27 protein-coding genes are annotated in these 26,240 nt (G+C 70.6%); 10 read left to right on the top strand and 17 right to left on the bottom strand.

The features are described 5' to 3' along the window. The first annotated feature begins 128 nt into the window (after positions 1-128). Positions 129-1,013 carry a winged helix-turn-helix transcriptional regulator gene (locus AAT21_RS04950; protein WP_046775393.1) on the top strand — a complete coding sequence of 295 codons (885 nt, stop codon included), beginning with the start codon at positions 129-131 and terminating at the stop codon, positions 1,011-1,013. A gap of 96 nt (positions 1,014-1,109) precedes the next feature. Here the strand turns inward: AAT21_RS04950 and AAT21_RS04945 are convergent, their stop codons facing one another. From AAT21_RS04945 to AAT21_RS04900, 10 genes are all read right to left on the bottom strand, one after another. After that, entirely contained in the window at positions 1,110-1,676 is a 567-nt protein-coding gene (locus AAT21_RS04945; protein WP_046775392.1) for a TetR/AcrR family transcriptional regulator, read from the bottom strand. Further along, a complete protein-coding gene (locus AAT21_RS04940) occupies positions 1,676-1,996 on the bottom strand; it encodes a DMT family transporter (protein WP_030963955.1) in 321 nt (106 codons plus the stop codon). The genes AAT21_RS04945 and AAT21_RS04940 overlap by 1 nt, the downstream gene beginning before the upstream one ends. A 135-nt stretch (positions 1,997-2,131) precedes the next feature. Next, positions 2,132-2,476 carry a metal-sulfur cluster assembly factor gene (locus AAT21_RS04935; RefSeq protein WP_030027092.1) on the bottom strand — a complete coding sequence of 115 codons (345 nt, stop codon included), beginning with the start codon at positions 2,474-2,476 and terminating at the stop codon, positions 2,132-2,134. Further along, on the bottom strand, positions 2,473-2,934 hold the full coding sequence (sufU, locus tag AAT21_RS04930; RefSeq protein WP_030846233.1) for a Fe-S cluster assembly sulfur transfer protein SufU: 462 nt from the start codon (positions 2,932-2,934) through the stop codon (positions 2,473-2,475). Before sufU ends, AAT21_RS04935 begins: the two co-directional genes overlap by 4 nt. Before the next feature lie 22 nt (positions 2,935-2,956). Then, positions 2,957-4,213: a cysteine desulfurase gene (locus tag AAT21_RS04925; protein WP_046775391.1), complete on the bottom strand. Its 1,257-nt coding sequence runs from the start codon at positions 4,211-4,213 to the stop codon at positions 2,957-2,959. Continuing rightward, complete coding sequence (gene sufC / locus AAT21_RS04920; RefSeq protein WP_046775390.1) at positions 4,210-4,974, bottom strand: Fe-S cluster assembly ATPase SufC; 765 nt, start codon at positions 4,972-4,974, stop codon at positions 4,210-4,212. The genes AAT21_RS04925 and sufC overlap by 4 nt, the downstream gene beginning before the upstream one ends. 7 nt (positions 4,975-4,981) lie before the next feature. Further along, a complete protein-coding gene (locus tag AAT21_RS04915; protein WP_030027083.1) occupies positions 4,982-5,299 on the bottom strand; it encodes a bifunctional 3-phenylpropionate/cinnamic acid dioxygenase ferredoxin subunit in 318 nt (105 codons plus the stop codon). Then, positions 5,299-6,477: a Fe-S cluster assembly protein SufD gene (gene sufD, locus AAT21_RS04910; protein WP_046775389.1), complete on the bottom strand. Its 1,179-nt coding sequence runs from the start codon at positions 6,475-6,477 to the stop codon at positions 5,299-5,301. Before sufD ends, AAT21_RS04915 begins: the two co-directional genes overlap by 1 nt. 71 nt (positions 6,478-6,548) lie before the next feature. Then, positions 6,549-7,964 (bottom strand): Fe-S cluster assembly protein SufB, encoded by a 1,416-nt coding sequence (gene sufB, locus AAT21_RS04905; protein WP_046775388.1) that lies wholly within the window; start codon positions 7,962-7,964, stop codon positions 6,549-6,551. Further along, positions 7,961-8,722, bottom strand: a complete 762-nt coding sequence (locus AAT21_RS04900; RefSeq protein ID WP_046775387.1) for a helix-turn-helix transcriptional regulator — start codon at positions 8,720-8,722, stop codon at positions 7,961-7,963. Before AAT21_RS04900 ends, sufB begins: the two co-directional genes overlap by 4 nt. 349 nt (positions 8,723-9,071) lie before the next feature. Between AAT21_RS04900 and AAT21_RS04895 the strand changes: the two genes are divergently transcribed. From AAT21_RS04895 to AAT21_RS04880, 4 genes are all read left to right on the top strand, one after another. Further along, positions 9,072-9,998, top strand: a complete 927-nt coding sequence (locus tag AAT21_RS04895) for an ABC transporter ATP-binding protein (RefSeq protein ID WP_046775386.1) — start codon at positions 9,072-9,074, stop codon at positions 9,996-9,998. Then, the gene (locus AAT21_RS04890) at positions 9,995-10,762 is read left to right on the top strand and encodes an ABC transporter permease (RefSeq protein ID WP_046775385.1); all 768 of its coding nucleotides are present in this window, start codon (positions 9,995-9,997) and stop codon (positions 10,760-10,762) included. Before AAT21_RS04895 ends, AAT21_RS04890 begins: the two co-directional genes overlap by 4 nt. 68 nt (positions 10,763-10,830) lie before the next feature. Continuing rightward, positions 10,831-11,967, top strand: coding sequence for a hypothetical protein (locus AAT21_RS04885; RefSeq protein WP_052757638.1), 1,137 nt, complete (start codon positions 10,831-10,833; stop codon positions 11,965-11,967). A gap of 34 nt (positions 11,968-12,001) precedes the next feature. Further along, the gene (locus tag AAT21_RS04880; RefSeq protein ID WP_412180296.1) at positions 12,002-12,961 is read left to right on the top strand and encodes a COX15/CtaA family protein; all 960 of its coding nucleotides are present in this window, start codon (positions 12,002-12,004) and stop codon (positions 12,959-12,961) included. Positions 12,962-13,019: 58 nt separating this feature from the next. Here AAT21_RS04880 and AAT21_RS04875 read toward each other — a convergent pair whose 3' ends face one another. The 3 genes from AAT21_RS04875 to AAT21_RS04865 all read right to left on the bottom strand — a co-directional run bounded on the left by AAT21_RS04875 (position 13,020) and on the right by AAT21_RS04865 (position 15,571). Beyond that, positions 13,020-14,111: an amidohydrolase family protein gene (locus AAT21_RS04875; protein ID WP_046775384.1), complete on the bottom strand. Its 1,092-nt coding sequence runs from the start codon at positions 14,109-14,111 to the stop codon at positions 13,020-13,022. A gap of 128 nt (positions 14,112-14,239) precedes the next feature. Continuing rightward, on the bottom strand, positions 14,240-14,599 hold the full coding sequence (locus AAT21_RS04870; protein ID WP_235438674.1) for a hypothetical protein: 360 nt from the start codon (positions 14,597-14,599) through the stop codon (positions 14,240-14,242). A 24-nt stretch (positions 14,600-14,623) separates the two neighbouring features. Then, complete coding sequence (locus AAT21_RS04865; RefSeq protein WP_078557166.1) at positions 14,624-15,571, bottom strand: heme o synthase; 948 nt, start codon at positions 15,569-15,571, stop codon at positions 14,624-14,626. A 325-nt stretch (positions 15,572-15,896) separates the two neighbouring features. Here AAT21_RS04865 and tkt point away from each other — a divergent pair, with 325 nt between their 5' ends. From tkt to pgl, 5 genes are all read left to right on the top strand, one after another. Next, positions 15,897-17,984 (top strand): transketolase, encoded by a 2,088-nt coding sequence (gene tkt / locus AAT21_RS04860; protein ID WP_046775382.1) that lies wholly within the window; start codon positions 15,897-15,899, stop codon positions 17,982-17,984. Between the two features lie 34 nt (positions 17,985-18,018). Next, a complete protein-coding gene (gene tal, locus AAT21_RS04855; protein WP_046775381.1) occupies positions 18,019-19,137 on the top strand; it encodes a transaldolase in 1,119 nt (372 codons plus the stop codon). Between the two features lie 5 nt (positions 19,138-19,142). Then, complete coding sequence (gene zwf / locus AAT21_RS04850; RefSeq protein ID WP_030766695.1) at positions 19,143-20,669, top strand: glucose-6-phosphate dehydrogenase; 1,527 nt, start codon at positions 19,143-19,145, stop codon at positions 20,667-20,669. Then, positions 20,666-21,694, top strand: a complete 1,029-nt coding sequence (gene opcA, locus AAT21_RS04845; protein ID WP_046775380.1) for a glucose-6-phosphate dehydrogenase assembly protein OpcA — start codon at positions 20,666-20,668, stop codon at positions 21,692-21,694. The genes zwf and opcA overlap by 4 nt, the downstream gene beginning before the upstream one ends. 237 nt (positions 21,695-21,931) lie before the next feature. Continuing rightward, positions 21,932-22,714, top strand: coding sequence for a 6-phosphogluconolactonase (pgl, locus tag AAT21_RS04840; RefSeq protein WP_046775622.1), 783 nt, complete (start codon positions 21,932-21,934; stop codon positions 22,712-22,714). A gap of 64 nt (positions 22,715-22,778) precedes the next feature. Here pgl and pgi read toward each other — a convergent pair whose 3' ends face one another. The 4 genes from pgi to tpiA form a co-directional block, all read right to left on the bottom strand. Next, a complete protein-coding gene (gene pgi / locus AAT21_RS04835) occupies positions 22,779-24,434 on the bottom strand; it encodes a glucose-6-phosphate isomerase (RefSeq protein WP_046775621.1) in 1,656 nt (551 codons plus the stop codon). A gap of 150 nt (positions 24,435-24,584) precedes the next feature. Continuing rightward, the gene (locus AAT21_RS04830) at positions 24,585-24,920 is read right to left on the bottom strand and encodes an RNA polymerase-binding protein RbpA (RefSeq protein ID WP_010352468.1); all 336 of its coding nucleotides are present in this window, start codon (positions 24,918-24,920) and stop codon (positions 24,585-24,587) included. 180 nt (positions 24,921-25,100) lie between these two features. Continuing rightward, positions 25,101-25,331, bottom strand: coding sequence for a preprotein translocase subunit SecG (secG, locus tag AAT21_RS04825; RefSeq protein WP_030831296.1), 231 nt, complete (start codon positions 25,329-25,331; stop codon positions 25,101-25,103). Positions 25,332-25,459: 128 nt separating this feature from the next. Continuing rightward, complete coding sequence (gene tpiA / locus AAT21_RS04820) at positions 25,460-26,236, bottom strand: triose-phosphate isomerase (protein ID WP_046775379.1); 777 nt, start codon at positions 26,234-26,236, stop codon at positions 25,460-25,462. Between the last annotated feature and the right edge of the window lie 4 nt (positions 26,237-26,240).

The following is a 26,240-nucleotide window of genomic DNA, read 5'->3' as shown; positions in this document are numbered from 1 at the left end:
GTATGTCCTTGAACCCCTGCAGCACACCCGTGCCCCCCGCTTCCGACGAGTCGATCGTTGAGTAAGTTCCTTTTGGGAACGGACTATGTCAGCATGACAGCCTTGGGTCAACGGACAAAGGAGCTCCCATGGCCCAGCGCACACACCTCGGCGACGCGGACTGCGCGATCGCCCAGGCCCTCGACGTGGTGGGCGACTGGTGGACGCTGCTGATCGTGCGGGACGCGGCGCGCGGCCTGCACCGCTTCGAGGAGCTCCAGCGCGAGCTGGGGGTCTCCCGCAAGGTGCTCGCGGAGCGGCTGAAGCTGCTGGTCGAGGCCGGGGTGCTGGCGCGCGAGCCGTACCAGGAACGTCCGGTACGGCACGAGTACCGGCTGACCCCGCGCGGGCGGGGGCTGGTGCCGGTCCTGGTGGCCCTCCAGGACTGGGGCGACACCTGGATCCTGGGAGAGGGAGAGATGACGGCGACGACCGACGAGGCATCGCGCGAGGCGGAACGGGTGCACGCGCTGCACGGCACGCGGGTGCCGCCGCTGCTGCTGCCGGACCGTTTCGGCGGGCTCGCCGACCCGGTGGCGGACACCCCGTTCACGGTTCTGTACTTCTTCCCGGGCGCGTACGCGCGCGCCGAGTCCTATCCGCCCGGCTGGGCCGGAATCCCGGGTGCCAAGGGCTGCACGTTCGAGTCCTGCACGTACCGCGACCAGCTCGCGGAGTTCACGGCGGCCGGCGCCACCGTGCACGGGGTCTCGACGCAGCGCCCCGACGAGCAGCGGGAGTTCGCGGAGCAGGAGCGGCTGCGCTTCCCGCTCCTCTCGGATGCCGATCTGGCACTGACGGCCGCGCTGCGCCTGCCGACGTTCCGCGCGGCGGGGGTGAGCCGGATCAAGCGGCTGACCCTGGTCGTCGACCGCGACCGCACGGTGCGCGAGGTGATCTACCCGATCCGCGACATCGAGGCGAGCGTGCGGACGGCCCTCACGGCAGTCCGCACCGCCGCCTCCACGGCCTGAGGCCCGTCCGCCAAGCCCCGCCTGCCCCGCGACGCCCGGCACCGCGCCTCGCCGCACCGTCGGGCGCACCCGGGTGCCCTGCACGGGCGGCCGGTGCTACGCCCCGGACTCGGCCCGGCCCCCCAGGACCCGGGCCAGGATCTCGCGGGCGTACGACTCGTCGTACGCGGCGTCCGTCAGCAGGACCTGCAGGCTGATGCCGTCCATCACGGCCACCAGCGCCCGGGCCGTCGCCGGGTCGGTCCGCGGCGTCAGCGCCTCGGCCGCCGCCTCGCACCACTCGGCGGCCACCGGCCGCAGGGCAGGGCGGCGCAGCGCCGCGAGGTAGAGCTCGTACTCCAGCTCCACCCGGCCGCGGTCCGCCGCCAGGAACTCGCCCAGCAGCCGGGCCAGCGCCCCGGCGAGGTCGGTGTCCGGGTCGGCCAGCGCGGCCGAGTCGGCCACCGCCTGCGCGAAGCCCTCGTTGGCCTGCCGGAGCGCCGCGACCAGCAGGTCGTCCAGCGTCTTGAAGTGGTATGTGGTCGAGCCCAGCGGTACGTCGGCCTCCGCGGCGGCGCTGCGGTGGCTCAGCCCCGCGATGCCCTTGGCGCCGACCACCCGGATCGCGGCGTCGATGATGCGCTGGCGCCGGTCCGGGTCGTAGCGCCGGACGCCCTGCGGCATCAGTGGGCCCCGCCCAGGTTCAGCAGGACCACCCCGCCGATCACCAGGGCGATCCCGGCGATCTTCGCGGCGGTGGCCGCCTCCCCCATGAACACCATGCCGATCGCGGCGATGGCGGCGGTGCCGACGCCGGCCCATATCGCGTAGGCCGTGCCGACCGACATGGTCTTCAGCGTCTGCGCGAGCAGGGTGAACGCTATGGCGTACCCCAGGAGGGTGCCGAGCGAGGGCCACAGCTTCGTGAAGCCGTCGCTGTACTTCATGGCGGTGGTGCCGGCGACCTCGGCGGCGATGGCTGCGGCAAGCAGGACATAGGGCATGTGTACAAGGGTACACATCGATGCGTACGGCCGTACACACCCAGGAGGTGCACGCCGTCCGGTCCGTCCGTCCGGAGAACAGCGAGAGCCCCCGGCACCGACGTGCCGGGGGCCCTGCTGTACGAGCGGGGGTGCTCAGACGTTGAAGCCGAGCGCGCGGAGCTGCTCACGGCCGTCGTCCGTGATCTTGTCCGGGCCCCACGGCGGCATCCAGACCCAGTTGATCCGGAGTTCGTTGACGATGCCGTCCGTCGCGGACTTCGCCTGGTCCTCGATGACGTCCGTCAGCGGGCAGGCCGCCGAGGTCAGGGTCATGTCGAGGGTGGCGATGTTCGCGTCGTCGATGTGGATGCCGTAGATCAGGCCCAGGTTGACGACGTCGATGCCCAGCTCGGGGTCGACCACGTCGTAGAGGGCCTCACGGACCTCCTCCTCGGTGGCCGGCTTGGTCGACGCCTCGGGCGTCGCGTTCTCGGTCATGCCGTCTTCCTCTCCGCGTCACCCAGGGCCTGGGCGGTCGCGTCCTTCCACGCCATCCAGCTCAGCAGGGCGCACTTCACACGGGCCGGGTACTTGGAGACACCGACGAACGCGACCGCGTCCTCCAGCACCTCCTCCATGGCCTCGTCGGGCTCGATCTTGCCCTTGGACTGCATCATCTCCAGGAAGACAGCCTGGATCTTCTGCGCCTCGGCCAGTTCCTTGCCCACGAGCAGCTCGTTCAGTACGGAGGCGCTGGCCTGGCTGATGGAGCAGCCCTGGCCCTCGTAGCTGACATCTGTCAGCTTCTCACCGTCGTACTTCACGCGCAGCGTGATCTCGTCGCCGCACGTCGGGTTGACGTGGTGCACCTCGGCGTCGCCGTCGCGCAGGCCACGCCCGTGCGGGTGCTTGTAGTGGTCCAGGATCAGTTCCTGGTACATCGAATCCAGCTTCACTGCGTCCTCGTCGCCTCGTCCGTCAGCCGAAGAAGTTCCGTACGTGCTCCAGCCCGTCGATCAGCGCGTCGACGTCGGCCGGAGAGGAGTACAGGTAGAAAGACGCTCGCGTCGTCGCCGGAATTCCGTAGCGCAGGCAGACGGGGCGCGCGCAGTGGTGCCCCACGCGGACCGCGATGCCCTGCTCGTCCAGGACCTGGCCGACGTCGTGCGGGTGGATGTCGCCGAGTACGAAGGAGATCGCGGCGCCGCGGTCCTCGGCCGTGGTGGGGCCGATGATCCGCAGGTCGGGCACCTCGGCGAGGCGCTTGATCGCGTACTCGGTGATCGCGTGCTCGTGCGCGGCGATCTTGTCCATGCCGATCGCGGACAGGTAGTCCACGGCCGCGCCGAGGCCGACGGCCTGGGCGATCGGGGGCGTACCGGCCTCGAACTTGTGCGGCGCCGGGGCGTAGGTCGAGGCGTGCATCGATACGGTCTCGATCATCTCGCCGCCGCCGAGGAACGGAGGCAGGTCTTCCAGGAGCTCCTGGCGGCCCCAGAGGACGCCGATGCCGGTCGGGCCGCACATCTTGTGGCCGGTGAAGGCCACGAAGTCGGCGCCGAGCGCCTGCACGTCCAGCGGCATGTGCGGAGCGGCCTGGGAGGCGTCGATCAGCACCAGCGCGCCGACGTCCTGGGCGCGCCGGACGATCGCCTCGACCGGGTTGACCGTGCCCATGATGTTGGAGACCAGCGTGAAGGAGACGATCTTCGTCTTCTCCGTGATGACCTCTTCGATGTTGGACAGGTCGAGCCGGCCGTCGTCGGTGAGGCCGAACCACTTCAGCTTGGCGCCGGTGCGCTGCGCGAGCAGCTGCCACGGCACGATGTTGGAGTGGTGCTCCATCTCCGTGATGGCGATCTCGGTGTCGCGGTCGACCCGGTAGGGCTCGTCCGCCCAGCCGAGCATGTTCGCGACGAGGTTGAGCGACTCCGAGGCGTTCTTGGTGAAGATCACCTCGTCGCGGCTCGGCGCGTTGATGAAGGCGGCGACCTTGTCGCGGGCGCCCTCGTACAGCGCCGTGGCCTCCTCGGCGAGCACGTGCACGCCGCGGTGGACGTTCGCGTTGTGCTGCTCGTAGTACTCGTTCAGCGCGTCGAGCACCTGGCGCGGCTTCTGCGAGGTCGCAGCGTTGTCCAGGTAAACGATCTTCTTCCCGTCGTGGACCACACGATCCAGCAGGGGGAAGTCCTTGCGGATCGCCTCGATGTCGAGGAGGCCAGGCAGCTGTGTCACGCGGTCGCGCCACCCTTCACGTACTTGTCGTAGCCCTCGTTCTCCAGCTGGTCGGCGAGCTCGGCGCCGCCGGACTCGGCGATGCGGCCGTTCGCGAACACGTGCACGAAGTCGGGCTTGATGTAGCGCAGGATGCGCGTGTAGTGGGTGATCAGCAGGGTGCCGACCTCACCGGTCTCGCGGACGCGGTTGACGCCCTCGGAGACGATGCGCAGGGCGTCGACGTCGAGGCCGGAGTCGGTCTCGTCGAGGATCGCGATCTTCGGCTGCAGGAGCTCCAGCTGGAGGATCTCGTGACGCTTCTTCTCACCGCCGGAGAAGCCCTCGTTGACGTTGCGCTCGGCGAAGGCCGGGTCCATCTGGAGCTGCTCCATCGCGGACTTGACCTCCTTCACCCAGGTGCGCAGCTTGGGGGCCTCGCCGCGGATGGCGGTGGCGGAGGTGCGCAGGAAGTTGGAGACCGAGACACCGGGGACCTCGACCGGGTACTGCATGGCGAGGAAGACGCCGGCGCGGGCGCGCTCGTCGACGGACATCTCCAGGACGTCCTCGCCGTCGAGGGTGACGGTGCCGCCGGTGATCGTGTACTTCGGGTGACCGGCCAGCGAGTACGCCAGCGTGGACTTGCCGGAGCCGTTCGGACCCATGATGGCGTGCGTCTCACCCTGCTTGACGGTGAGGTCGACGCCCTTGAGGATCTCGCGGGCGCCGTTCTCGGCCTCGACGGAGACGTGCAGGTCGTGGATTTCAAGCGTTGCCATGGATACCTCAGGACTCCTGGGTGAGGGAGACGAGCACGTCGTCCCCTTCGATCTTTACGGGGTATACGGGAACGGGGCGCGTCGCGGGCAGACCGGAGGGCTTGCCGGTGCGCAGGTCGAACGCCGACCCGTGCAGCCAGCACTCGATCATGCAGTCCTCGACCTCGCCCTCCGAGAGCGAGACGTTCGCGTGCGAGCAGATGTCGTTGATCGCGAACACCTCCCCGTCGGTGGAGACGATGGACACCGGCGTGCCGTCGAGTTCCACCCGCTTGGGGGTGTTCTCCTCCAGCTCGCTCAGCGCGCAGGCCTTGACGTAATTCATCAGACGGAACCCTGGAGCTCGGCCTCGATCTTGGCGATCAGGCGCTCCTCGATGTCGTCGACACCGATCTGCTGGACGAGCTCGGCGAAGAAGCCGCGGACGACCAGGCGGCGGGCCTCGTCGGCCGGGATACCGCGGGCCTGCAGGTAGAAGAGCTGCTCGTCGTCGAAGCGGCCGGTGGCGGAGGCGTGGCCGGCGCCGACGATCTCGCCGGTCTCGATCTCCAGGTTCGGCACGGAGTCGACCCGCGCGCCGTCCGTGAGGACGAGGTTGCGGTTCATCTCGTACGTGTCGGTGCCCTCGGCGCTCTTCTCGATGAGCACGTCACCGATCCAGACGGCGTGGGCGTCCTGGCCCTGGAGCGCGCCCTTGTAGACCACGTTCGACTTGCAGTGCGGGGCGTCGTGCGTGACCAGGAGGCGGTGCTCCTGGTGCTGGCCGGCGTCCGTGAAGTACAGGCCGAGCATCTCGGCCTCGCCGCCGGGGCCCGCGTAGGTGACGCGCGGGTGGAGGCGGACCAGGTCGCCGCCGAAGGTGACGACCACGGACTTGAAGCTCGCGTCGCGGCCGATGAGGGCGTTGTGCTGCGAGGTGTGGACGGCGGTGTCGTCCCAGTCCTGGACGGACACGAAGGTCACCTTGGCGCCGTCGCCGACGAGGATGTCCACGTTGGCGGCGCGCACGCCGTCGCCGGTGTGGTCGATCACGATGATCGCCTCGGCGAAGGGCTTCACGTCGAAGACGGTGTGGCCGAAGGTCGTGCCGCCCTCGCCGTGCAGGGCGACCCGGATCGGCTCGTCGAGCACGGTCTCCTTGGGCACGGTGACGACCGTGGCCTTGGCGAAGGACGAGAAGGCCTGTGCGGCGACCCGGTCGACGGGGGTGCCGGCCTTGCCGATCCGTTCGTCACCGCGCTCCACGGACTCGACCGTCACGCCCTCGGGCGCGTCGATCTGGGCCTTCATGGTGCCGTTGGCGACCGCGGTGCCGTCGTGCAGGCCCTTGAGGCGGGCGAGCGGCGTGAAGCGCCACTCCTCCTCACGGCCGTGCGGAACCGGGAAGTCGGCCACGTCGAAGGACGGGGGCGCGCTCATCCGGGTGGCGACGGTGGACTCGGCGGCCACCGCGATCGCGCCGGCGGTGGTGGAGCCCGCCGGAATATTCTGAGCCTCAGCCATGGCTGTCGTCTTGCTCTCTTCCTACGTCTACAGAATCGTCGCTGTGCTGCGGTGCGGGGACGGTCGGCGGGTCAGCCGACCGAGCCCTCCATCTGCAGCTCGATCAGCCGGTTGAGCTCCAGCGCGTACTCCATGGGCAGCTCCTTCGCGATCGGCTCGACGAAGCCGCGCACGATCATGGCCATGGCCTCGAACTCGGTGAGGCCGCGCTGCATCAGGTAGAAGAGCTGGTCGTCGGAGACCTTGGAGACGGTCGCCTCGTGGCCCATCGTCACGTCGTCCTCGCGGACGTCCACGTAGGGGTACGTGTCCGAGCGGGAGATGGTGTCGACGAGCAGCGCGTCGCAGAGCACGTTCGACTTCGAGCCGGCCGCGCCCTCGCCGATCTCGACCAGGCCGCGGTAGGAGGTGCGGCCACCGCCACGGGCCACCGACTTGGAGACGATGTTCGAGGAGGTGTTCGGCGCCATGTGGACCATCTTGGAGCCGGCGTCCTGGTGCTGGCCCTCGCCCGCGAAGGCGATGGACAGGGTCTCGCCCTTGGCGTGCTCGCCCATCAGGTAGACGGCCGGGTACTTCATGGTGACCTTGGAACCGATGTTGCCGTCGATCCACTCCATGGTCGCGCCCTCGTACGCCACGGCGCGCTTGGTGACCAGGTTGTAGACGTTGTTCGACCAGTTCTGGATCGTCGTGTAGCGGCAGCGGCCGCCCTTCTTCACGATGATCTCGACGACGGCGCTGTGCAGCGAGTCGGAGGAGTAGATCGGGGCGGTGCAGCCCTCGACGTAGTGGACGTAGGCGTCCTCGTCGACGATGATCAGCGTCCGCTCGAACTGGCCCATGTTCTCCGTGTTGATACGGAAGTAGGCCTGGAGCGGGATGTCCACGTGGACACCCTTGGGGACGTAGATGAACGAGCCGCCGGACCACACCGCGGTGTTCAGCGACGCGAACTTGTTGTCGCCGACCGGGATGACCGTGCCGAAGTACTCCTGGAAGAGCTCCGGGTGCTCCTTGAGCGCGGTGTCCGTGTCGAGGAAGATCACGCCCTGCTCCTCCAGGTCCTCACGGATCTGGTGGTAGACGACCTCGGACTCGTACTGGGCCGCGACACCGGCGACGAGGCGCTGCTTCTCCGCCTCCGGGATGCCGAGCTTGTCGTAGGTGTTCTTGATGTCCTCGGGCAGGTCCTCCCAGGAAGCGGCCTGCTTCTCGGTGGAACGCACGAAGTACTTGATGTTGTCGAAGTCGATGCCGGAGAGGTCGGAGCCCCACATCGGCATGGGCTTCCTGTCGAAGAGCTTGAGGCCCTTGAGGCGGAGGTTCAGCATCCACTCCGGCTCGGACTTCTTCGCCGAGATGTCGCGGACGACGGCCTCGGACAGACCCCGCTTGGCGGCGGCACCGGCCGCGTCGGAGTCGGCCCAGCCGTATTCATAGGTGCCCAGGCCATCGAGCTCAGGGTGAGCGGTCTCCGTGGTCATGCGGGGTTCCTCCCGGCCGTACTTGCAGATACTGATGTGTCGGTCTGTGTGGTGCCCGCGCTTCGCGGAATGAACGTCGTGCACACTCCGTCGCCATGGGCGATCGTGGCGAGGCGCTGCACGTGCGTCCCGAGCAGGCGTGAGAAGACCTCGGTCTCCGCCTCGCAGAGCTGCGGGAACTGCTCGGCCACGTGGGCGACCGGGCAGTGGTGCTGGCAGAGCTGTTCACCGCTGTGCGGACCGGGAGCGCTCTTCGCCGTAGCAGCGTACCCGTCCTGCGTCAACGCCTTGGCCAGGGCCTCCGTGCGGCCCTCGGGGGCGGCCGCCTCGACGGCCTCCCGGTAGGTCTGCGCCTGCGACTCCATCCGCGACCGGGCGAAGGCGGCGACTGCTGCCGCACCCTGCTCGCCGCCGCCGACGGACTGCGCGATCCAGCGCAGGGCGTCCGCGGCGAGCGTGTCGTAGGACTGGTCGAAGGCGTCGCGGCCGCAGTCGGTGAGCGCGAAGACCTTGGCGGGCCGACCCCGGGTCCGCGCTCCGTAGACGCGCTGCTCACGGGCTTCGACGACGTCGTCGGCGACGAGTGTGTCGAGGTGGCGGCGGACGGCGGCCTGGGTGAGGCCGAGGCGCTGGGCGAGGTCGGCGACGGTGGACGGGCCGTGGTCCAGGATCGAGCGCGCCACCCGGTTGCGGGTGGACCGCTCCCCGGTGGTGAGCTCCCCCTGGGGGGCCTCGTTCTGCCGTTCGCCGTATTTCACAACGCCATTGTTGCGTAATTAACCGAGCCCGTACAAGCCGTGACGGACGCCACGCCTGGTGGCCTCCATCACTAAGGGTTACCTTATTTATCGACGGAGAGTTATTCGGAAGGGTTAATTCCGATCACCCCCGCACCCGCAATTCCGCCGGGCACAACGCCCCCCACCAGCACTCATGCACCCCGGTCCGGTTCCGGGCGCCCCGAGCGCCGAGCGCGACGAAAGATCACCGAAACCGGATCGGCCGTCCGGGGGGGCGGACTGAAAAAAGTCATTTCCGCTACCGGCTGTTCGCATACTGCCGCCCTCGGCCCGGGGGCCACCCTCCGGCTCCGTAGACTCACCCTCCATGAGCAACGACCCCGCCGTGGAAATCCGCGGACTGGTGAAGCGGTACGGCACCAAGACCGCGGTGGACGGACTGGACCTCACCGTCCGCAGGGGCACCGTCACCGCGGTCCTCGGTCCCAACGGCGCGGGCAAGACGACCACGGTGGAGACCTGCGAGGGCTACCACCGCCCCGACGCCGGCACCGTCCGCGTCCTCGGCCTCGACCCGGTCGCCCAGGCCGGGGCGCTGCGCCCGCGCATCGGCGTGATGCTCCAGTCCGGCGGCGTCTACTCCGGCGCCCGCGCCGTCGAGATGCTGCGCCACATGGCCACGCTGTACGCCGACCCGCTCGACCCCGGCACCCTGGTGGAACGTCTCGGACTCGGCGGCTGCGGCCGCACCCCCTACCGCCGGCTCTCCGGCGGCCAGCAGCAGCGCCTCGCCCTGGCCATGGCCGTCGTGGGCCGCCCCGAGCTGGTCTTCCTCGACGAGCCGACCGCCGGCCTGGACCCCCAGGCCCGCCGCGCCACCTGGGACCTCGTACGGGAACTGCGCACCGACGGGGTCACCGTCGTCCTCACCACCCACCACATGGACGAGGCCGAGCAGCTCTCCGACGAGGTCGCCATCGTGGACGCGGGCCGGGTCATCGCCCACGGCAGCCCCGAGCAGCTGTGCCGCGGCGGTGCCGAGAACACCCTGCGCTTCACCGGCCGTCCCTCCCTCGACCTCGCCTCGCTGCTCAAGGCGCTGCCCGACGGCACCCAGGCGGCCGAGGTCACCGCGGGCGTCTACCGGGTGACCGGCGAGGTCGACCCGCAGATGCTGGCCACCGTCGCCTCCTGGTGCGCACAGAACGGCGTGCTGCCCGACAGCCTCACCGTGGAGCGGCACACCCTCGAAGACGTCTTCCTCGAACTGACCGGTAAGGAGCTGCGCGCATGAGCGCCGGTACGTTCACCCCCCGCCCGGGGGCCGCGCCCGTGTCCCGCATGATCCTCGCGCAGACGGCGCTGGAGACCCGGATGCTGCTGCGCAACGGCGAGCAGCTGCTGCTGACGGTGATCATCCCGGCACTGCTCCTGGTGCTGTTCTCCGCCGTCGACATCGTCGACACCGGCGCCGGGAAGCCGGTGGACTTCCTCGCACCGGGCATCCTCGCCCTCGCCGTGATGTCCACGGCCTTCACCGGCCAGGCCATCGCCACCGGCTTCGACCGCCGCTACGGGGTCCTCAAGCGGCTCGGGGCCTCCCCGCTCCCGCGCTGGGCGCTGATGGCCGCCAAGACCCTGTCGGTCCTGGTCACCGAGGTGCTGCAGATCGCCCTGCTGACGGTGATCGCGCTCGCCCTGGGCTGGTCCCCGCAGGGGAACCCGCTGTCGGTCGCCGCGCTGGTCCTGCTGGGCACCGCCGCCTTCTCGGGGCTCGGGCTGCTGATGGCGGGCACCCTCAGGGCCGAGGCCACCCTGGCCGCCGCCAACCTGGTGTTCCTGCTGCTGCTCGTCGGCGGCGGGGTGATCGTGCCGATGGAGAAGTTCCCGGACGCCGTGCAGTCCGCCCTGGGGCTGCTGCCGATCTCGGCGCTGTCCGACGGCCTGCGCGAGGTGCTCCAGCACGGAGCGGCGCTGCCGTGGGGCGACGTGGCCGTGCTCACGGCCTGGGCCGTACTCGGTCTGGGCGCCGCCGCGCGCCTCTTCCGCTGGGAATGAAACCCTTTCCCTCGCGACCGCGCAGCCGCGAGGATGGGCGCCTCCACACATGAAGCCGGGGGGCGGACATGGTGCAGCGGGAGGCCGTTCTTCGGCTGGACGACCGGTGGGCGCGGGTGCGGGCGGGGGCCGCGCAGGCGGCGCCGGCGGAACGCGAGCGGCTCCTCGACGAGCTGATCGGCGCCCTGCGCACCCTCCCGGACGACCCCCAGTGCACCGCCCTGCTCGGGCTGCGCCTCGCCGACCGGGCCGCCCTGCGGTTCGCCGCGGGAGACCGCGCGAGCGCCCTCGCCACCATCGAGGAGGGCCTGCGCAGCTCCGAACGCGCGGCCCGGCACACCCCGGAGTACGCCCGCTGGTACGCCCGCGGGCTGATCAACCACGGGGTGTGGCTGGCCTGGCCGCTGAGCGACGCGAACCGGTTGCCGAAGCACCCGCTGGGCCCGGCCGCCGCCGGCGGGGGCCCCAGCGCCATGGAGCGGGCCGCCGGTGAGCGCGCCCGCCATCTGACCCGTACCGCGGTGGAGGTGTGGGCCGGACTGGACCAGCAGGACCCGGTCAACCGGCGGGGCCTCGCGCAGGCCAAGGTGTTCCTCGGGGACCGCCTCGCCGAGCTGGGTCTGACCGAGGAAGCGGTGGCCTGGGCCGTGGACGCGGAGGCCGACTTCCGCCGGCTGCTGCTGGCCGACCCCGGGGCGGAGGAGGCCGAGGCCGCCGAGGAGGCCCTCGACCACATCGGCCGCCAGCTGGAACTGCGCCTGCGCTACCTGGCCTTCGACGAGCTGGTGGGGCTGCGCACGCGGGGGCTGCTGCCCGAACGGCTGCTGCCCCGGGCCGTGGTGGCCGCCCGTATCCGGTCGGTGGAGGAGCCCGAGATCGCGGCCCGGCTGCACCTCGGCGCCGAACAGGTGCGCACGATGCTGGAGGTCACCCCGTGGCTCGCGGTGTGGCGGTTCGACGTCCGGAGCCCCGACGGATCATGGAACACACTCCCCCATCCGTGGCACAGCGCCACAGAAGTGCGGAACCGGACGGCCGAGGACGTGGCAACCGAATTGATAGAAGGGTTCACGCACTCACCGGACCACCCGGGCCACGCCGCGCACTGGCGCGTCCTGCTCTGGTGGCACGAGGAGGGCGATCCCGCCGGGGCCAGGTTCCGCCTGCTCGTGGGCCCGGACTCGGCACCCCCCACCCCCTCGTGAAACTTTGCACAAGGGGTCGCCTACGATATGGGGCGTGTTGAACCCCCTCGCGTACATCGCCAGCCGCTGGACTCCGTCACCCCGGATCGTCCGGCGGGCCGCGCTCGCCGCGCTCTTCATGAGCGTGGCCATCGTCGTCACCGGCGGCGCGGTGCGGCTGACCGGATCCGGTCTCGGCTGCGACACCTGGCCCAAGTGCACCGACGACAGCCTGGTCGCGACGCAGGAGCAGGGCATCCACGGGGCCATCGAGTTCGGCAACCGGATGCTGACGTACGTGCTCAGCGCCGCCGTCGGCTGGGTGATCGTCGCGGCCCGGTCGGCCGAGCCCTGGCGCCACTCGCTGACGAAGCTCGGCTGGATCCAGTTCGCCCTCGTGGTGTGCAACGCCGTGCTCGGCGGCATCACCGTCATGACGGGCCTGAACCCGTACAGCGTGGCCGGGCACTTCCTGCTCGCCACCGCGCTGATCGCCGTGACGACCGTCACCTGGCAGCGCGTCGGCGAGGGCGACACCGCCCCGCGCCCGCGCGTCCCCGGCCCGGTCCGCAAGCTGTCGTGGGCGCTGATCACCACCACCCTCGTCCTGATCGCCGCCGGCACGGTGGTCACCGGGTCCGGCCCGCACGCCGGTGACAGCAGCGAGATCAAGCGAATGCCGTTCGACTGGGAGGCGACCGCGCACGTGCACGCCATCGCCGCCTGGGTGGTCTGCGCGCTGGCCGTCGCGATGTGGCTGGTGCTGCGGGTGGTCGACGCCCCGGTCGACACCCGGGCCCGCGCCCGCGACCTGCTGCTCGTGCTGCTCGCCCAGGGCGGCATCGGCTACGTGCAGTACTTCACCGATGTGCCCGAGGTCCTGGTCGCCGTGCACATGCTCGGCTCCTGCCTGGTGTGGATCGCCGTGCTCCGCCTCGCGCTGAGCCTGCGCGAGCGGCCGGCCGACGAGGCCGGGGTGGCCGCACCGGGCGACGCCCAGCTCTCCTCCGTCTGACCGCCTCCGCCCGGGCCCGTGAGGCCCCGTCCGCCGGCTCTACCGCCTGGACGGGGCCTCACGGTCCGTCCAGGCGGTAGAGGCGGCGGGCGTTGCCCGCCGCGACCATGGCCGCCACCCGGTCCGCGTCCCGCCACGACCAGGACCCCTCGGCGACCCAGCCGCCCAGCACCCGGGTCAGCGCCTCCCGGAACACCAGGGCGCCCACCGCGTGCAGTTCGGGCAGCCCCCGGCCCCCGCTGGAGAACAGCAGCTTCCCGAACGGCGCGGTCTCCAGCAGCTCGGCCAGGACCGCGGCGGCCCGCGCCCCGGTCCGCCCGAGGGCCGCGCCCGCGTCGGCGTAGACGTGCGGGAAGACCTCCGCGAGCCGCGCCGTGTGCCGGTGGTACGGATGTCCGCCGAGCAGCACCAGCCGTGTGCCCAGCCCCGCGGTGGCCCGTACGAACCCGGTCAGCGCCGCGGGATCCCCCGTACCCGTGTGCAGCTGGAGCGGCAGCCCGGACGGCACCGCGCTCCACAGCAGGTGCCGCAGGAGCACGGGATCCCGTACGGGTCCGCCGCGCGGCCGTCCTGCCAGCCACCGCCCGGCCGCCCCGCGCACCTCGCCCGGGCCGGGCGGACCGGGGTCGAGGGCGGGACCGCCGGCGTGGTCGGGGGCCGCGGCGCAGGCGAAGGCCGCGGCGCCGGCGGCGGCGTGGTGGACGGCCTCGGCGAGGCCGGCGAGGAAGGCGGCCACGGTCCCGGAGGTGTCGGCGGCCTGTACGGCCAGCGCTTCCAGCCGGACCGTCTCGAAGGCCTCGGCGTCGGCGGCGAGGGCCAGTTCCTTGGGGCCGGTGAGGTCCCCGGCCTGGCCGGTGTCGACCAGGTAGACACCGGCCCCGGATCCCCGCAGCAGCAGCCGCGCGGTCTCGGCCGGGCCCAGCTCGCGGCGCCGGGCCAGATAGCGGGCGGGGGCCGCGTGCGGCTCCAGCCCCAGCAGCGGCGGACACCAGCGGCGGACCGCGAAACCGGTCTGGGTGTCGAAGAAGGTGGTGCCCGCGGCGGGCGGCCCGGCCGAAGGGATCAGCTGGGCCTCGAAGGTACCCAGGCCCAGCTCCGTACGGAGGACTCCGTGGCAGTACTGGTCCACCAGGGGCGGCGTTTCGATCATCCGGGCATCCCGTTGCGGACGTGAGGAAGGCGCTTCCACACGTCCTAACGGGTGAGCGGGGTGTGAGGTGTTGCTCGGGCTGTTGACCGAGACCGCACACCCGGGCCCCCGGACGGAGCCGGGGGCGGTCAGGCCGCCGGGTTCCCGGGTCCGCCGAGCTGGATGCCGGCCATCCGCGACCACTCGTACGGGCCCGTCCGCACACGCGCGGCGAACTCCCCGTCGAACTCGTCATGGAGGGTCAGTCCGGCCTTCTCGGCGGCCAGCTGCGCCACCGCGAAGGTCGGGGCCACCAGGTCGCCCCAGCCGCCGTCCGTGCCCACGAGCACGATGCGGGTGCCGGCCTGGCCGATGTGCGCGAGCTGGCCCTCGGCGCCGCCGTGCTGCTTGGCGAAGGCGCCGATCTGCCTGGCCAGCTTCGCGGCCGTACGGTCCTGCTTCTTGTCCGCGGCGCCTGCGGCGGCCGCGGTGTCTGCGGTGTCTCCCATGGAAGCCATGCTACCGGCGAGTAATCAACGGAGGAAGGGATCCACGGCCACCGCCACGAACAGCAGCGACACATAGGTGATCGACCAGTGGAACAGGCGCATCTCCTTGAGCTTCGCGCCGGTCACACCCGCCTTGGCCCGCGCGTGCAGCGCGTGCGCCTCCCACAGCCACCAGCCGCCGGCCAGCAGCGCGACCGAGGTGTAGAACCAGCCGGTGTACCCCAGCGGGGTCAGCAGCAGCGAGACGCCGACCATGACCCAGCTGTAGAGGACGATCTGGCGCGCCACGACCTTGTTGCCCGCGACGACGGGGAGCATCGGCACACCGACGCGCGCGTAGTCGTCGGCCACCTTCATCGACAGCGGCCAGTAGTGCGGCGGCGTCCAGAAGAAGATGACGAGGAAGAGGATGACGGCGGCCCAGGAGACCTCGTTGCGGACCGCGGACCAGCCGATGAGGACCGGCAGGCAGCCGGCGATGCCGCCCCAGACGATGTTCTGGGTCGTGCGCCGCTTCAACAGCATCGTGTAGACGACGACGTAGAAGAGGAGCGCACCGAGCGAGAGCGCGGCCGACAGCCAGTTGACGAGCAGGCCGAAGAACAGTGTGGAGACCACGCCGAGCGTGATGCCGAAGACCAGGCACTCCCGCGGGCTGACCATGCCGGTCACCAGCGGGCGCTGGGAGGTCCGGTCCATCAGCGCGTCGATGTCGCGGTCGATGTACATGTTCAGCGCGTTGGCGCCGCCCGCGGACAGATAACCGCCGACGCAGGTCACCAGGACCAGCCACAGCGACGGCACGCCCTGCTCCGCGAGGAACATCACCGGCACTGTGGTGATCAGCAGAAGTTCGATGATCCGCGGCTTGGTCAATGCCACGAAAGCCATGACGCGGGTCCCGAACGGCCGGTGACCGGGGCTCGTCCCGAGCACCCCCGCTGGACGGGATTCGACGGCCGTCACGCACACCCCTGAGAGAGAATCCAGCAAGCTCCGACTCCGGCCGTTCACTGTGTGGAGGCCGGGTTGGGGCTTGCGCGTACCACGCCACTGTAGACGTTGCGCTGACGTCGCCCCGCGCCGGGGTCGCCTCGTGTTGAGCCGATCGGACCGTGCATACATACGGGGGACGACACCCGCCGCGTCCCCGTGGCCGGGTGAACGCATGCCGGCGGCGCGGTGACGGACCGCCTGCACTCGAATAGCTGCACGCCGTTGCGGGGGTAGGCTCGGAACCGCCGGTGCACCGTTCGTCACCGGGATACAAACATGTGGAGAGGAGCCCTGACCCACGGTGAGCACCAAGCCGACCACCACAGAGCTCGAGTGGACCGAACTGGACCAGCGGGCCGTCGACACCGCCCGCATCCTGGCCGCTGACGCGGTCCAGAAGGTCGGAAACGGCCACCCCGGGACGGCGATGAGCCTCGCCCCCGCCGCGTACACCCTCTTCCAGAAGGTGATGCGGCACGACCCGGCGGACCCCGAGTGGGTGGGCCGCGACCGTTTCGTGCTCTCCGCGGGGCACTCGTCCCTGACCCTCTACACCCAGCTGTACCTGGGCGGGTTCGGGCTCGAACTGGACGACCTGAAGTCCTTCCGCACCTGGGGCTCCAAGACCCCCGGCCACCCGGAGTACGGCCACACGGCCGGCGTCGAGACCACCACCGGCCCGCTCGGCCAGGGTGTCGCCAACGCGGTGGGCATGGCCATGGCCGCCCGCTACGAGCGCGGTCTCTTCGACCCGCAGGCCGCCCCCGGCACCTCCCCGTTCGACCACATGGTCTACGCGGTCGCGGGCGACGGCTGTCTCCAGGAGGGCATCTCCCACGAGGCGTCCGCACTGGCCGGCCACCAGAAGCTGGGCAACCTCGTCCTGCTGTGGGACGACAACCACATCTCCATCGAGGGTGACACGGAGACGGCCGTCTCCGAGGACACCATGAAGCGCTACGAGGCGTACGGCTGGCACGTCCAGCGCGTCGAGCAGCAGGAGAACGGCGACCTCGACCCGAAGGCGCTGTTCGCCGCGCTCCAGGCCGCGAAGGCCGTCACGGACCGCCCCTCCTTCATCGCGGCCCGCTCGATCATCGCCTGGCCCGCCCCGCACGCCCAGAACACCGAGGCCGCCCACGGCTCGGCGCTCGGCGACGACGAGGTCGCGGCCACCAAGCGCGTGCTCGGCTTCGACCCGGAGCAGACCTTCGAGGTCGCCGACGAGGTCATCGCCCACACCCGCAAGGCGCTGGACCGGGGCCGCGAGGCCAAGGCCGCCTGGGAGAAGGACTTCTCCGCCTGGCGCACCGCCAACCCGGAGCGCGCCGCCGAGTTCGACCGCATCAACGCGAACGAGCTGCCCGCCGGCTGGGAGGACAAGCTCCCCGTCTTCGAGGCCGGCAAGGCCGTCGCCACCCGCGCCGCCTCCGGCAAGGTCCTGCAGGCGCTCGGCGCGGTCATCCCGGAGCTGTGGGGCGGCTCGGCCGACCTGGCCGGCTCCAACAACACCACCATCGACAAGGACTCCTCGTTCCTGCCGGTGGGCAACCCGCTGCCGGAGGCCGACCCGTACGGCCGCACCATCCACTTCGGCATCCGCGAGCACGCCATGGCCGCGGCCATGAACGGCATCGCGCTGCACGGCCACACCCGTATCTACGGCGGCACCTTCCTGGTGTTCTCCGACTACATGCGCAACGCCGTGCGCCTGTCCGCCCTGATGCACCTGCCGGTGACCTACGTGTGGACGCACGACTCCATCGGCCTGGGCGAGGACGGTCCGACCCACCAGCCGGTCGAGCACCTGGCCTCGCTGCGCGCCATCCCGGGCCTGACCGTCGTCCGTCCGGCCGACGCGAACGAGACCGCGATCGCCTGGCGCGAGATCCTCAAGCGCCACACCAAGGTGTTCGGCAAGGGCACCCCGCACGGCCTGGCCCTCACCCGCCAGGGCGTGCCGACCTACGAGGCCGACGAGAACACCGTCAAGGGTGGCTACGTGCGCTTCGAGGCCGAAGGCGGCGACGCCCAGGTCGTCCTCATCGGCACCGGTTCCGAGGTCCACGTGGCCGTCGAGGCCCGCGAGCAGCTGCAGGCCGCCGGCATCCCGACCCGTGTGGTCTCGATGCCGTCCGTCGAGTGGTTCGAGGAGCAGGACCAGGCGTACAAGGACAGCGTCCTGCCGCCCTCCGTCAAGGCCCGGGTCGCGGTCGAGGCGGGCATCGGCCTGACCTGGCACCGCTACGTCGGCGACGCGGGCCGGATCGTGTCGCTGGAGCACTTCGGTGCCTCGGCCGACGCGAAGGTGCTGTTCCGCGAGTTCGGGTTCACGCCGGAGGCCGTCGCCGCCGCCGCCCGCGACTCCCTCGCCGCCGCCGCGCGCTGACGCCCGTACTACACCAGTAGGAGATGCAAATCCCATGACAGACGCACTCAAGCGCCTCTCCGACGAAGGCGTGGCGATCTGGCTGGACGACCTGTCCCGCAAGCGCATCACGTCCGGCAACCTGGCCGAGCTCATCGACCAGTCGCACGTGGTCGGTGTCACCACCAACCCGGCGATCTTCCAGAAGGCGATCAGCGGCGGCGAGGGCTACGAGCAGCAGCTCACCGACCTCGCGACCCGCAAGGTCACCGTGGACGAGGCCCTGCGCATGATCACGACGGCGGACGTCAGGGACGCCGCCGACATCCTGCGCCCGGTCTACGACCGCACCGACGGCCAGGACGGCCGCGTGTCCATCGAGGTCGACCCCCGTCTGGCCCACCGGACCGCGGCGACGATCGCCGAGGCCAAGCAGCTCGCCTGGCTGGTGGACCGGCCGAACACGCTCATCAAGATCCCGGCGACGAAGGCCGGCCTGCCGGCGATCACCGAGGTCATCGGCAAGGGCATCAGCGTCAACGTCACGCTGATCTTCTCGCTGGAGCGCTACCGCGAGGTCATGGACGCGTACCTGGCGGGTCTGGAGAAGGCCAAGGCCGCCGGCCTGGACCTCTCCCTGATCCACTCGGTCGCCTCCTTCTTCGTGTCCCGCGTGGACAGCGAGATCGACAAGCGCCTGGACGCCGTCGGCACCGACGAGGCGAAGGCCCTCAAGGGCAAGGCGGCGCTCGCCAACGCCCGTCTGGCCTACGAGGCCTACGAGGAGGTCTTCTCCTCGGACCGCTGGAACGCCCTGGAGCGCGCCGGAGCCAACAAGCAGCGTGCGCTGTGGGCCTCGACGGGCGTCAAGGACCCGGCGTACAAGGACACCCTGTACGTGGACGACCTGGTCGCCCCGAACACGGTGAACACCATGCCGGAGGCCACCCTGGAGGCCACCGCGGACCACGGTTCGATCACGGGTGACACCGTGCGCGGCACCTACGAGCAGGCCCGCGCCGAGCTCGACGCGGTCGCGAAGCTGGGCATCTCGTACGACGATGTCGTTCAGCTGCTGGAAGACGAGGGCGTCGAGAAGTTCGAGGCGTCCTGGAACGACCTGCTGAAGTCGACCGAGGCGGAGCTCCAGCGCCTCGCCCCCACGGAGGCCTGAACACCTTGTCTGTAAACGGAGCGAACCCGCTTCGTGACGCACAGGACCGGCGGCTCCCGCGCATCGCGGGGCCGTCCGGCCTGGTCATTTTCGGCGTTACGGGTGACCTGTCGCGCAAGAAGCTGATGCCTGCCGTCTACGACCTGGCCAACCGCGGCCTGCTGCCGCCGGGCTTCTCCCTCATCGGCTTCGCCCGCCGGGAGTGGGAGCACGAGGACTTCGCCCAGGAGGTGTACGAGGCGGTCAAGGAGCACTCGCGCACCCCCTTCCGTGAGGAGGTCTGGCAGCAGCTCGTCCAGGGCTGCCGGTTCGTCCAGGGCGACTTCGACGACGACGCCGCCTTCGAGACGCTCAAGGCGACGATCGACGAGCTCGACAAGGCGCAGGGCACGGGGGGCAACTTCGCCTTCTACCTGTCCGTGCCCCCGAAGTTCTTCCCCAAGGTGGTCCAGCAGCTCAAGGACCACGGTCTGGCACAGAAGGAGGGCTCCTGGCGGCGCGCCGTCATCGAGAAGCCCTTCGGCCACGACCTGAAGAGCGCCGAGGAGCTCAACAAGGTCGTCCACGAGGTCTTCCCGCGTGACGAGGTCTTCCGGATCGACCACTACCTCGGCAAGGAGACCGTCCAGAACATCCTGGCGCTCCGCTTCGCCAACACGATGTTCGAGCCGATCTGGAACCGGTCCTATGTCGACCACGTGCAGATCACCATGGCCGAGGACATCGGCATCGGCGGCCGGGCGGGCTACTACGACGGCATCGGCGCGGCCCGTGACGTCATCCAGAACCACCTGCTCCAGCTGCTCGCGCTGACCGCGATGGAGGAGCCCGGCTCCTTCCACCCCAAGGCGCTGGTGGCGGAGAAGCTCAAGGTGCTGACGGCGGTGCAGCTGCCGGAGGACCTGGGCAAGCACACCGTGCGCGGCCAGTACGCGGCGGCGTGGCAGGGCGGCGAGAAGGTCGTCGGGTACCTCGAAGAGGACGGCATCGACCCCAAGTCGAAGACCGACACCTACGCGGCCATCCGCCTGGAGATCAACAACCGCCGCTGGGCGGGCGTCCCCTTCTACCTGCGGACGGGCAAGCGCCTGGGCCGCCGGGTCACCGAGATCGCCGTGGTCTTCAAGCGGGCCCCGTACCTGCCCTTCGAGTCGGGCGCGACCGAGGAGCTCGGGCAGAACGCCCTGGTCATCCGGGTCCAGCCGGACGAGGGCGTGACCGTCCGCTTCGGGTCCAAGGTTCCGGGCACCTCCATGGAGGTCCGGGACGTCACGATGGACTTCGCCTACGGCGAGTCCTTCACTGAGTCGAGCCCCGAGGCGTACGAGCGGCTCATCCTCGACGTGCTCCTCGGCGACGCGAACCTCTTCCCGCGCCACCAGGAGGTCGAACTGTCCTGGAACATCCTCGACCCGATCGAGGAGTACTGGGACAAGCACGGCAAGCCCGCGCAGTACCCGGCGGGCACCTGGGGGCCGGTCGAGGCGGACGAGATGCTCGCACGAGACGGACGGAGCTGGCGCCGGCCATGAAGATCGACCTCACGGAGACCAACTCCAGCAAGATCAACGCCGCGATGGTGCAGGCACGCCGGGACATCGGCACGCCGGCCGTCGGCATGGTCCTCACGCTGGTGATCGTGACCGACGAGGAGAACGCGTACGACGCGCTCAAGTCGGCGAACGACGCGTCCCACGAACACCCCTCGCGGATCGTCGTCGTCATCAAGCGGGCCAGCCGCTCGCCCCGCAGCCGCCGTGACGCCCGGCTCGACGCGGAAGTCCGCGTCGGGGCGGACGCGGGCAGCGGCGAGACGGTCGTGCTGCGCCTTCACGGCGAACTGGTCGACCACGCCCAGTCGGTGGTTCTCCCGCTGCTCCTTCCGGATGCGCCTGTGGTCGTCTGGTGGCCGGACGGTGCTCCCACGGACCTGGCGGGCGATCCGCTGGGTGCGCTCGGGCAGCGCCGCATCACGGACACGTACTCCTGCGAGGACCCGGTCGGGACGCTCGGCTCCCGGGCCGGGGCGTACGCGCCCGGGGACACGGATCTGTCGTGGACCCGGATCACCCCGTGGCGCTCCATGCTGGCCGCGGCACTGGACCAGCAGGCCCTGACGGTCGTCTCGGCGACCGTGGAGGGCGAGGGCGACAACCCGAGCTGTGAACTGCTGGCCATGTGGCTGGCGGACCGGCTCCAGGTCCCCGTCCGCCGCACGCTGTCGGCGGGGCCGGGCCTGACGGCCGTACGCCTGGCGACCAAGGACGGCGACATCGTCCTGAACCGGGCGGACGGCGGACTGGCCACGCTGTGCATGCCGGGACAGCCCGACCGGAACGTGGCGCTCAAGCGCCGCGACACGGCCGAGCTCCTGGCGGAGGAGCTGCGCCGGCTGGACCCGGACAACACGTACGAGGCCTCGCTGAAGTACGGAGTGTCCCAGCTGGCGGCGCCCTCGCCGAAGCCCGAGGCCGAGGCTCCGGCGGAGGGGGCTCCGGCCGGGAAGCCGGCGGCCAAGCCGGCCGCCAAGCCTGCGAAGAAGGCGACGGCCAAGTAGCCGGGAACCGCTGCGCGGAGCCGCTCCCCGCCCCGCCCTTTCTCCGTTTCCTGGGGCTCCGCCCCAGACCCCGCGCCTCAAACGCCGGCGAGGCTGGATCTTCCAGCCCGTCCGGCGTTTGAGGACCGGGGTCCGGGGCGGAGCCCCGGTTTCGGGAACGGGCGGGGTGGGGGAAGGGCTCCGCGCAGCGGCGACCGTACATCACCCCAGAACCCACGAAGGCGGCAGCACATGGGTATGACGACTCCTCAGGTCGTCGTCCACCGGGACAAGGAACTGATGGCCCAGGCCACCGCGGCCCGGCTCATCACGAAGATCGTGGACGCCCAGACGGCCCGCGGCAGCGCGTCCGTGGTCCTCACGGGCGGACGCAACGGCAACGGTCTCCTCGCCGCACTGGCCACCGCCCCGGCCCGCGACGCGATCGACTGGCACCGGCTGGACCTGTGGTGGGGCGACGAGCGGTACGTGCCCGCCGACGACCCCGAGCGCAATCACACCCAGGCCCGGGAGGCCCTCCTGGACTCCGTCCCGGTCGACCCCGCCCGCGTGCACGCCATGCCGGCCTCGGACGGCCCGTACGGCGCGGACGTGGACGCGGCGGCCGCCGCCTACGCGGCCGAGCTGGCGCGGGCGGCCGGGCCGGAGGACCACGGTCCGGTGCCCACCTTCGACGTGCTGATGCTGGGCGTCGGCCCGGACACGCACGTGGCCTCGCTCTTCCCCGAGCACCCGGCGGCCCGGGAGACCGACCGCACGGTGGTCGGCGTGCACGGCGCCCCGAAGCCCCCGCCCACCCGGATCTCGCTGACCCTCCCGGCCATCCGGGCGGCCCGCGAGGTCTGGCTGCTGGCGGCCGGCGAGGACAAGGCCGGAGCGGTCTCCATCGCCCTCGGCGGAGCCGGCGGGGTGCAGGCACCGGCCGCGGAGGCGTACGGGCGCTCGCGCACCCTGTGGCTGCTGGACCGCGCGGCGGCGGCCAGGCTGCCGTCCGGGATGTATCCCCCGGTCTCCTCCTGACGGTCCGCCCGACACCGGCCGACACGAAGGGCCCGCTCGGGAGAGCGGGCCCTTCGCGCGTGCGTCAGCTGCGGCCGCGCAGCTTGCGGTAGGTGTCGACCAGGGCCTTCGTCGAGGCGTCCAGTCCGGGCACGTCCGCGCCCTCGGTCAGTGCGGGCTCGACGCGCTTGGCGAGTACCTTGCCGAGCTCGACGCCCCACTGGTCGAAGGAGTCGATGTTCCACACGGCGCCCTGGACGAACACCTTGTGCTCGTACAGCGCGATCAGCTGGCCCAGCACGCCGGGGGTGAGTTCCGTGGCCAGGATGGTGGTCGTCGGGTGGTTGCCGTGGAAGGTCTTGTGCGGGACGAGCGACTCCGGCGCCCCCTCCGCGCGGACCTCGTCGGCCGTCTTGCCGAAGGCCAGGGCCTGGGTCTGCGCGAAGAAGTTGGCCATCAGCAGGTCGTGCTGGGCGGCCGGGGCCGCTTCCAGCTCGGCCACCGGGTTCGCGAAGCCGATGAAGTCCGCGGGGATCACCTTCGTCCCCTGGTGGATCAGCTGGTAGTAGGCGTGCTGGCCGTTGGTGCCGGGCGTGCCCCAGACCACCGGGCCGGTCTGCCACTCCACCGGATTGCCGTCACGGTCCACGGACTTGCCGTTGGACTCCATGTCCAGCTGCTGCAGGTACGCGGTGAAGCGCGAGAGGTAGTGGCTGTACGGGAGCACCGCGTGCGACTGCGCGTCGAAGAAGGCGCCGTACCAGATGCCCAACAGGCCCATCAGGAGCGGGGCGTTCTCCTCGGCGGGCGCCGTGCGGAAGTGCTGGTCCATCAGGTGGAAGCCGGCCAGCAGGTCGCGGAAGGCGGCCGGGCCGATCGCGATCATCAGGGAGAGGCCGATGGCGGAGTCGAAGGAGTAGCGCCCGCCGACCCAGTCCCAGAACCCGAACATGTTGGCCGGATCGATGCCGAACTCGGTGACCTTCTCGGCGTTGGTCGACAGCGCGACGAAGTGCCGTGCCACGGCGGCCTGGTCGCCGCCCAGTCCCGCGAGCAGCCAGCCCCGCGCCGACGTGGCGTTGGTGATGGTCTCGATGGTGGTGAAGGTCTTGGAGGCGATGATGAACAGCGTCTCGGAGGGGTCCAGATCGCGCACGGCCTCGTGCAGGTCCGCGCCGTCGACGTTGGACACGAAACGCACGGTCAGGTCGCGGTCGGCGAAGGCGCGCAGGGCCTCGTAGGCCATCGCGGGACCAAGGTCGGAGCCGCCGATGCCGATGTTGACGACGTTCTTGATGCGCTTGCCGGTGAAGCCGGTCCACTTACCCGACCGGATCTGCTCGGAGAAGGCGGCCATCTTGTCCAGGACCGCGTGTACGCCGGGGACGACGTCCTCGCCGTCCACCTCGACGACGGTGTCCGCAGGTGCCCGCAGCGCGGTGTGCAGGACCGCCCGGTCCTCGGTCGTGTTGATCTTCTCGCCGCGGAACATGGCCTCGCGCAGCTCGGCCACGCCCGTCGCCGCCGCCAGTTCGCGCAGCAGCTCCAGCGTCTCGTCGGTGACGAGGTGCTTGGAGTAGTCGATGTGCAGGTCCCCGACCTGCAGGGTGTAGCCGGCGCCGCGGCCGGGGTTCTCCTCGAACAGCTGCCGCAGGTGCGTGTGCCCGAACTCCTCCCGGTGCTTGCCGAGTGCCAGCCACTGCGGCGTCCGGTTGAGCTTCGCCCTGCTCTCTGTGTTCATCTCGGACATCAACCCGTTTCTTCCGTCCTGTCGTGCCCCGCCGTTCACCAACTTAAGGGATCACAAGCGGCGCAACGCACACAAAGAGGCCCGGCCCCGCAGGAGAGATTCCTGCGGGGCCGGGCCTCACGTCATATTCACCGGGCGGGGTCAGATCTCGCCCCGGAGCTTGGCGAGCGCCTCGGCGAGGATCGCCTCGCCGTCGGCGTCCGAGCGCCGTTCACGCACGTACGCCAGGTGCGTCTTGTACGGCTCGGTGCGCGGCGGGGCGGGCGGGTTGTCCCGGTCCTGGCCGGCCGGGAACCCGCAGCGCGGGCAGTCCCAGGTGTCCGGCACCTGCGCGTCGCTGGCGAAGCTCGGCTGCGTCTCGTGCCCGTTCGAGCACCAGAAGGAGATGCGCAGGCGGGGCGCGGACTCGCCACGCTCTGCCTCACCCATCGGCCCCGCTCCGACCCGGCTACCACGGATCGCGTTGCCACTTGCCACGGTCGTAACTCCCTGCGTGAAGGTGCCGCGGAGTGTGAGTGGAAATTCCGCCGCGGAGCGCCAAGTCTACGTAAGGCCCAACGCACGTCCAGTGAGCGGAGTTACTGATTCCACGTCGTGAACGCCAGCCTCATGATAGGCCGGGCGATGCCGACCGGACTGCCGGAATGGCGAGAACGGTCAGCTGCCCGACTTCATCACCAGGCCGAGCGCGACGATGCACGCAAACCAGAGCAGACCCACCACGACGGTGATGCGGTCCAGGTTCCGCTCCGCGACGGAGGAACCGCCGACCGACGACTGCATACCGCCGCCGAACATGTCGGAGAGGCCGCCGCCCTTGCCCTTGTGCATCAGCACGAGCAGCATCAGCAGGGCGCTGAAGACGATCAGGGCGATCGAGAACCCCATAATCACGGCTGATTCCTACTTTCTGGCTTTTCAGGCTTTCCGGCTTGCGGGATGTGCACGGGGGCCAGTGGCTGGTGGTTCAGCCTCTGGCCCCCGCAAGGGTACGACGGATCGGCCCTACCGCATACTCACTGGTCGCGGAAGCGGACGATCTTGACGAACTCGTCCGCGTCGAGCGCCGCGCCGCCGATCAGGGCGCCGTCGACGTCGGGCTGGGCCATGATCGCCGCGATGTTCCCGGACTTCACGGAGCCGCCGTACTGGATACGGACCTTGTCGGCCAGCTCCTGCGAGTACAGCTCGGCCAGGCGGGCACGGATCGCCCCGCACACCTCCTGGGCGTCCTCGGGGGTGGCGACCTCGCCGGTCCCGATGGCCCAGACGGGCTCGTAGGCGATCACGATGGACTCGACCTGCTCGGCCGGGACGTCCGCCAGGCCGCCGTCGAGCTGGGTGAGCGTGTACGGGACCTGCTGGCCGGCCTTGCGGATGTCCAGGCCCTCGCCGACGCACAGGATCGGGGTGATCCCGTGCTTGAAGGCGGCCTTGACCTTGGCGTTGCAGATCTCGTCGGTCTCGCCGTGGTACTGGCGGCGCTCGCTGTGGCCGACGGCCACGTACGTGCACTTCAGCTTCGACAGCATCGGGCCGGAGATCTCGCCGGTGTAGGCGCCGGAGTCGTGCGCGGAGATGTCCTGGGCGCCGTACTTGATCTTCAGCTTGTCGCCGTCGACCAGGGTCTGGACGGAGCGCAGGTCGACGAAGGGCGGCAGGACCGCGACCTCGACGGCGTCGTAGTCCTTGTCGGCGAGCGCGAAGGCGAGCTTCTGGACGTGGGCGATGGCCTCGAGGTGGTTGAGGTTCATCTTCCAGTTGCCCGCCATGAGCGGGGTGCGGGTGGTCATGCGG

This window comes from Streptomyces yangpuensis (genome assembly GCF_001005295.1).
Lineage (GTDB): Bacteria > Actinomycetota > Actinomycetes > Streptomycetales > Streptomycetaceae > Streptomyces > Streptomyces yangpuensis.
Note: the sequence above shows the minus strand (reverse complement) of the source record. Positions and strands in the feature narration are given on the sequence as shown.

Coding starts and splice junctions, on each gene's coding strand:
- AAT21_RS04950 (WP_046775393.1), top strand. CDS start 129: ATGGCCCAGCGCACACACCTCGGCGACGCGGACTGCGCGATCGCCCAG.
- AAT21_RS04945 (WP_046775392.1), bottom strand. CDS start 1,676: ATGCCGCAGGGCGTCCGGCGCTACGACCCGGACCGGCGCCAGCGCATC.
- AAT21_RS04940 (WP_030963955.1), bottom strand. CDS start 1,996: ATGCCCTATGTCCTGCTTGCCGCAGCCATCGCCGCCGAGGTCGCCGGC.
- AAT21_RS04935 (WP_030027092.1), bottom strand. CDS start 2,476: ATGACCGAGAACGCGACGCCCGAGGCGTCGACCAAGCCGGCCACCGAG.
- sufC (WP_046775390.1), bottom strand. CDS start 4,974: ATGGCAACGCTTGAAATCCACGACCTGCACGTCTCCGTCGAGGCCGAG.
- AAT21_RS04915 (WP_030027083.1), bottom strand. CDS start 5,299: ATGAATTACGTCAAGGCCTGCGCGCTGAGCGAGCTGGAGGAGAACACC.
- sufD (WP_046775389.1), bottom strand. CDS start 6,477: ATGGCTGAGGCTCAGAATATTCCGGCGGGCTCCACCACCGCCGGCGCG.
- sufB (WP_046775388.1), bottom strand. CDS start 7,964: ATGACCACGGAGACCGCTCACCCTGAGCTCGATGGCCTGGGCACCTAT.
- AAT21_RS04895 (WP_046775386.1), top strand. CDS start 9,072: ATGAGCAACGACCCCGCCGTGGAAATCCGCGGACTGGTGAAGCGGTAC.
- AAT21_RS04890 (WP_046775385.1), top strand. CDS start 9,995: ATGAGCGCCGGTACGTTCACCCCCCGCCCGGGGGCCGCGCCCGTGTCC.
- AAT21_RS04885 (WP_052757638.1), top strand. CDS start 10,831: ATGGTGCAGCGGGAGGCCGTTCTTCGGCTGGACGACCGGTGGGCGCGG.
- AAT21_RS04875 (WP_046775384.1), bottom strand. CDS start 14,111: ATGATCGAAACGCCGCCCCTGGTGGACCAGTACTGCCACGGAGTCCTC.
- AAT21_RS04870 (WP_235438674.1), bottom strand. CDS start 14,599: ATGGGAGACACCGCAGACACCGCGGCCGCCGCAGGCGCCGCGGACAAG.
- tal (WP_046775381.1), top strand. CDS start 18,019: ATGACAGACGCACTCAAGCGCCTCTCCGACGAAGGCGTGGCGATCTGG.
- opcA (WP_046775380.1), top strand. CDS start 20,666: ATGAAGATCGACCTCACGGAGACCAACTCCAGCAAGATCAACGCCGCG.
- pgl (WP_046775622.1), top strand. CDS start 21,932: ATGACGACTCCTCAGGTCGTCGTCCACCGGGACAAGGAACTGATGGCC.
- pgi (WP_046775621.1), bottom strand. CDS start 24,434: ATGAACACAGAGAGCAGGGCGAAGCTCAACCGGACGCCGCAGTGGCTG.
- secG (WP_030831296.1), bottom strand. CDS start 25,331: ATGGGGTTCTCGATCGCCCTGATCGTCTTCAGCGCCCTGCTGATGCTG.
- tpiA (WP_046775379.1), bottom strand. CDS start 26,236: ATGACCACCCGCACCCCGCTCATGGCGGGCAACTGGAAGATGAACCTC.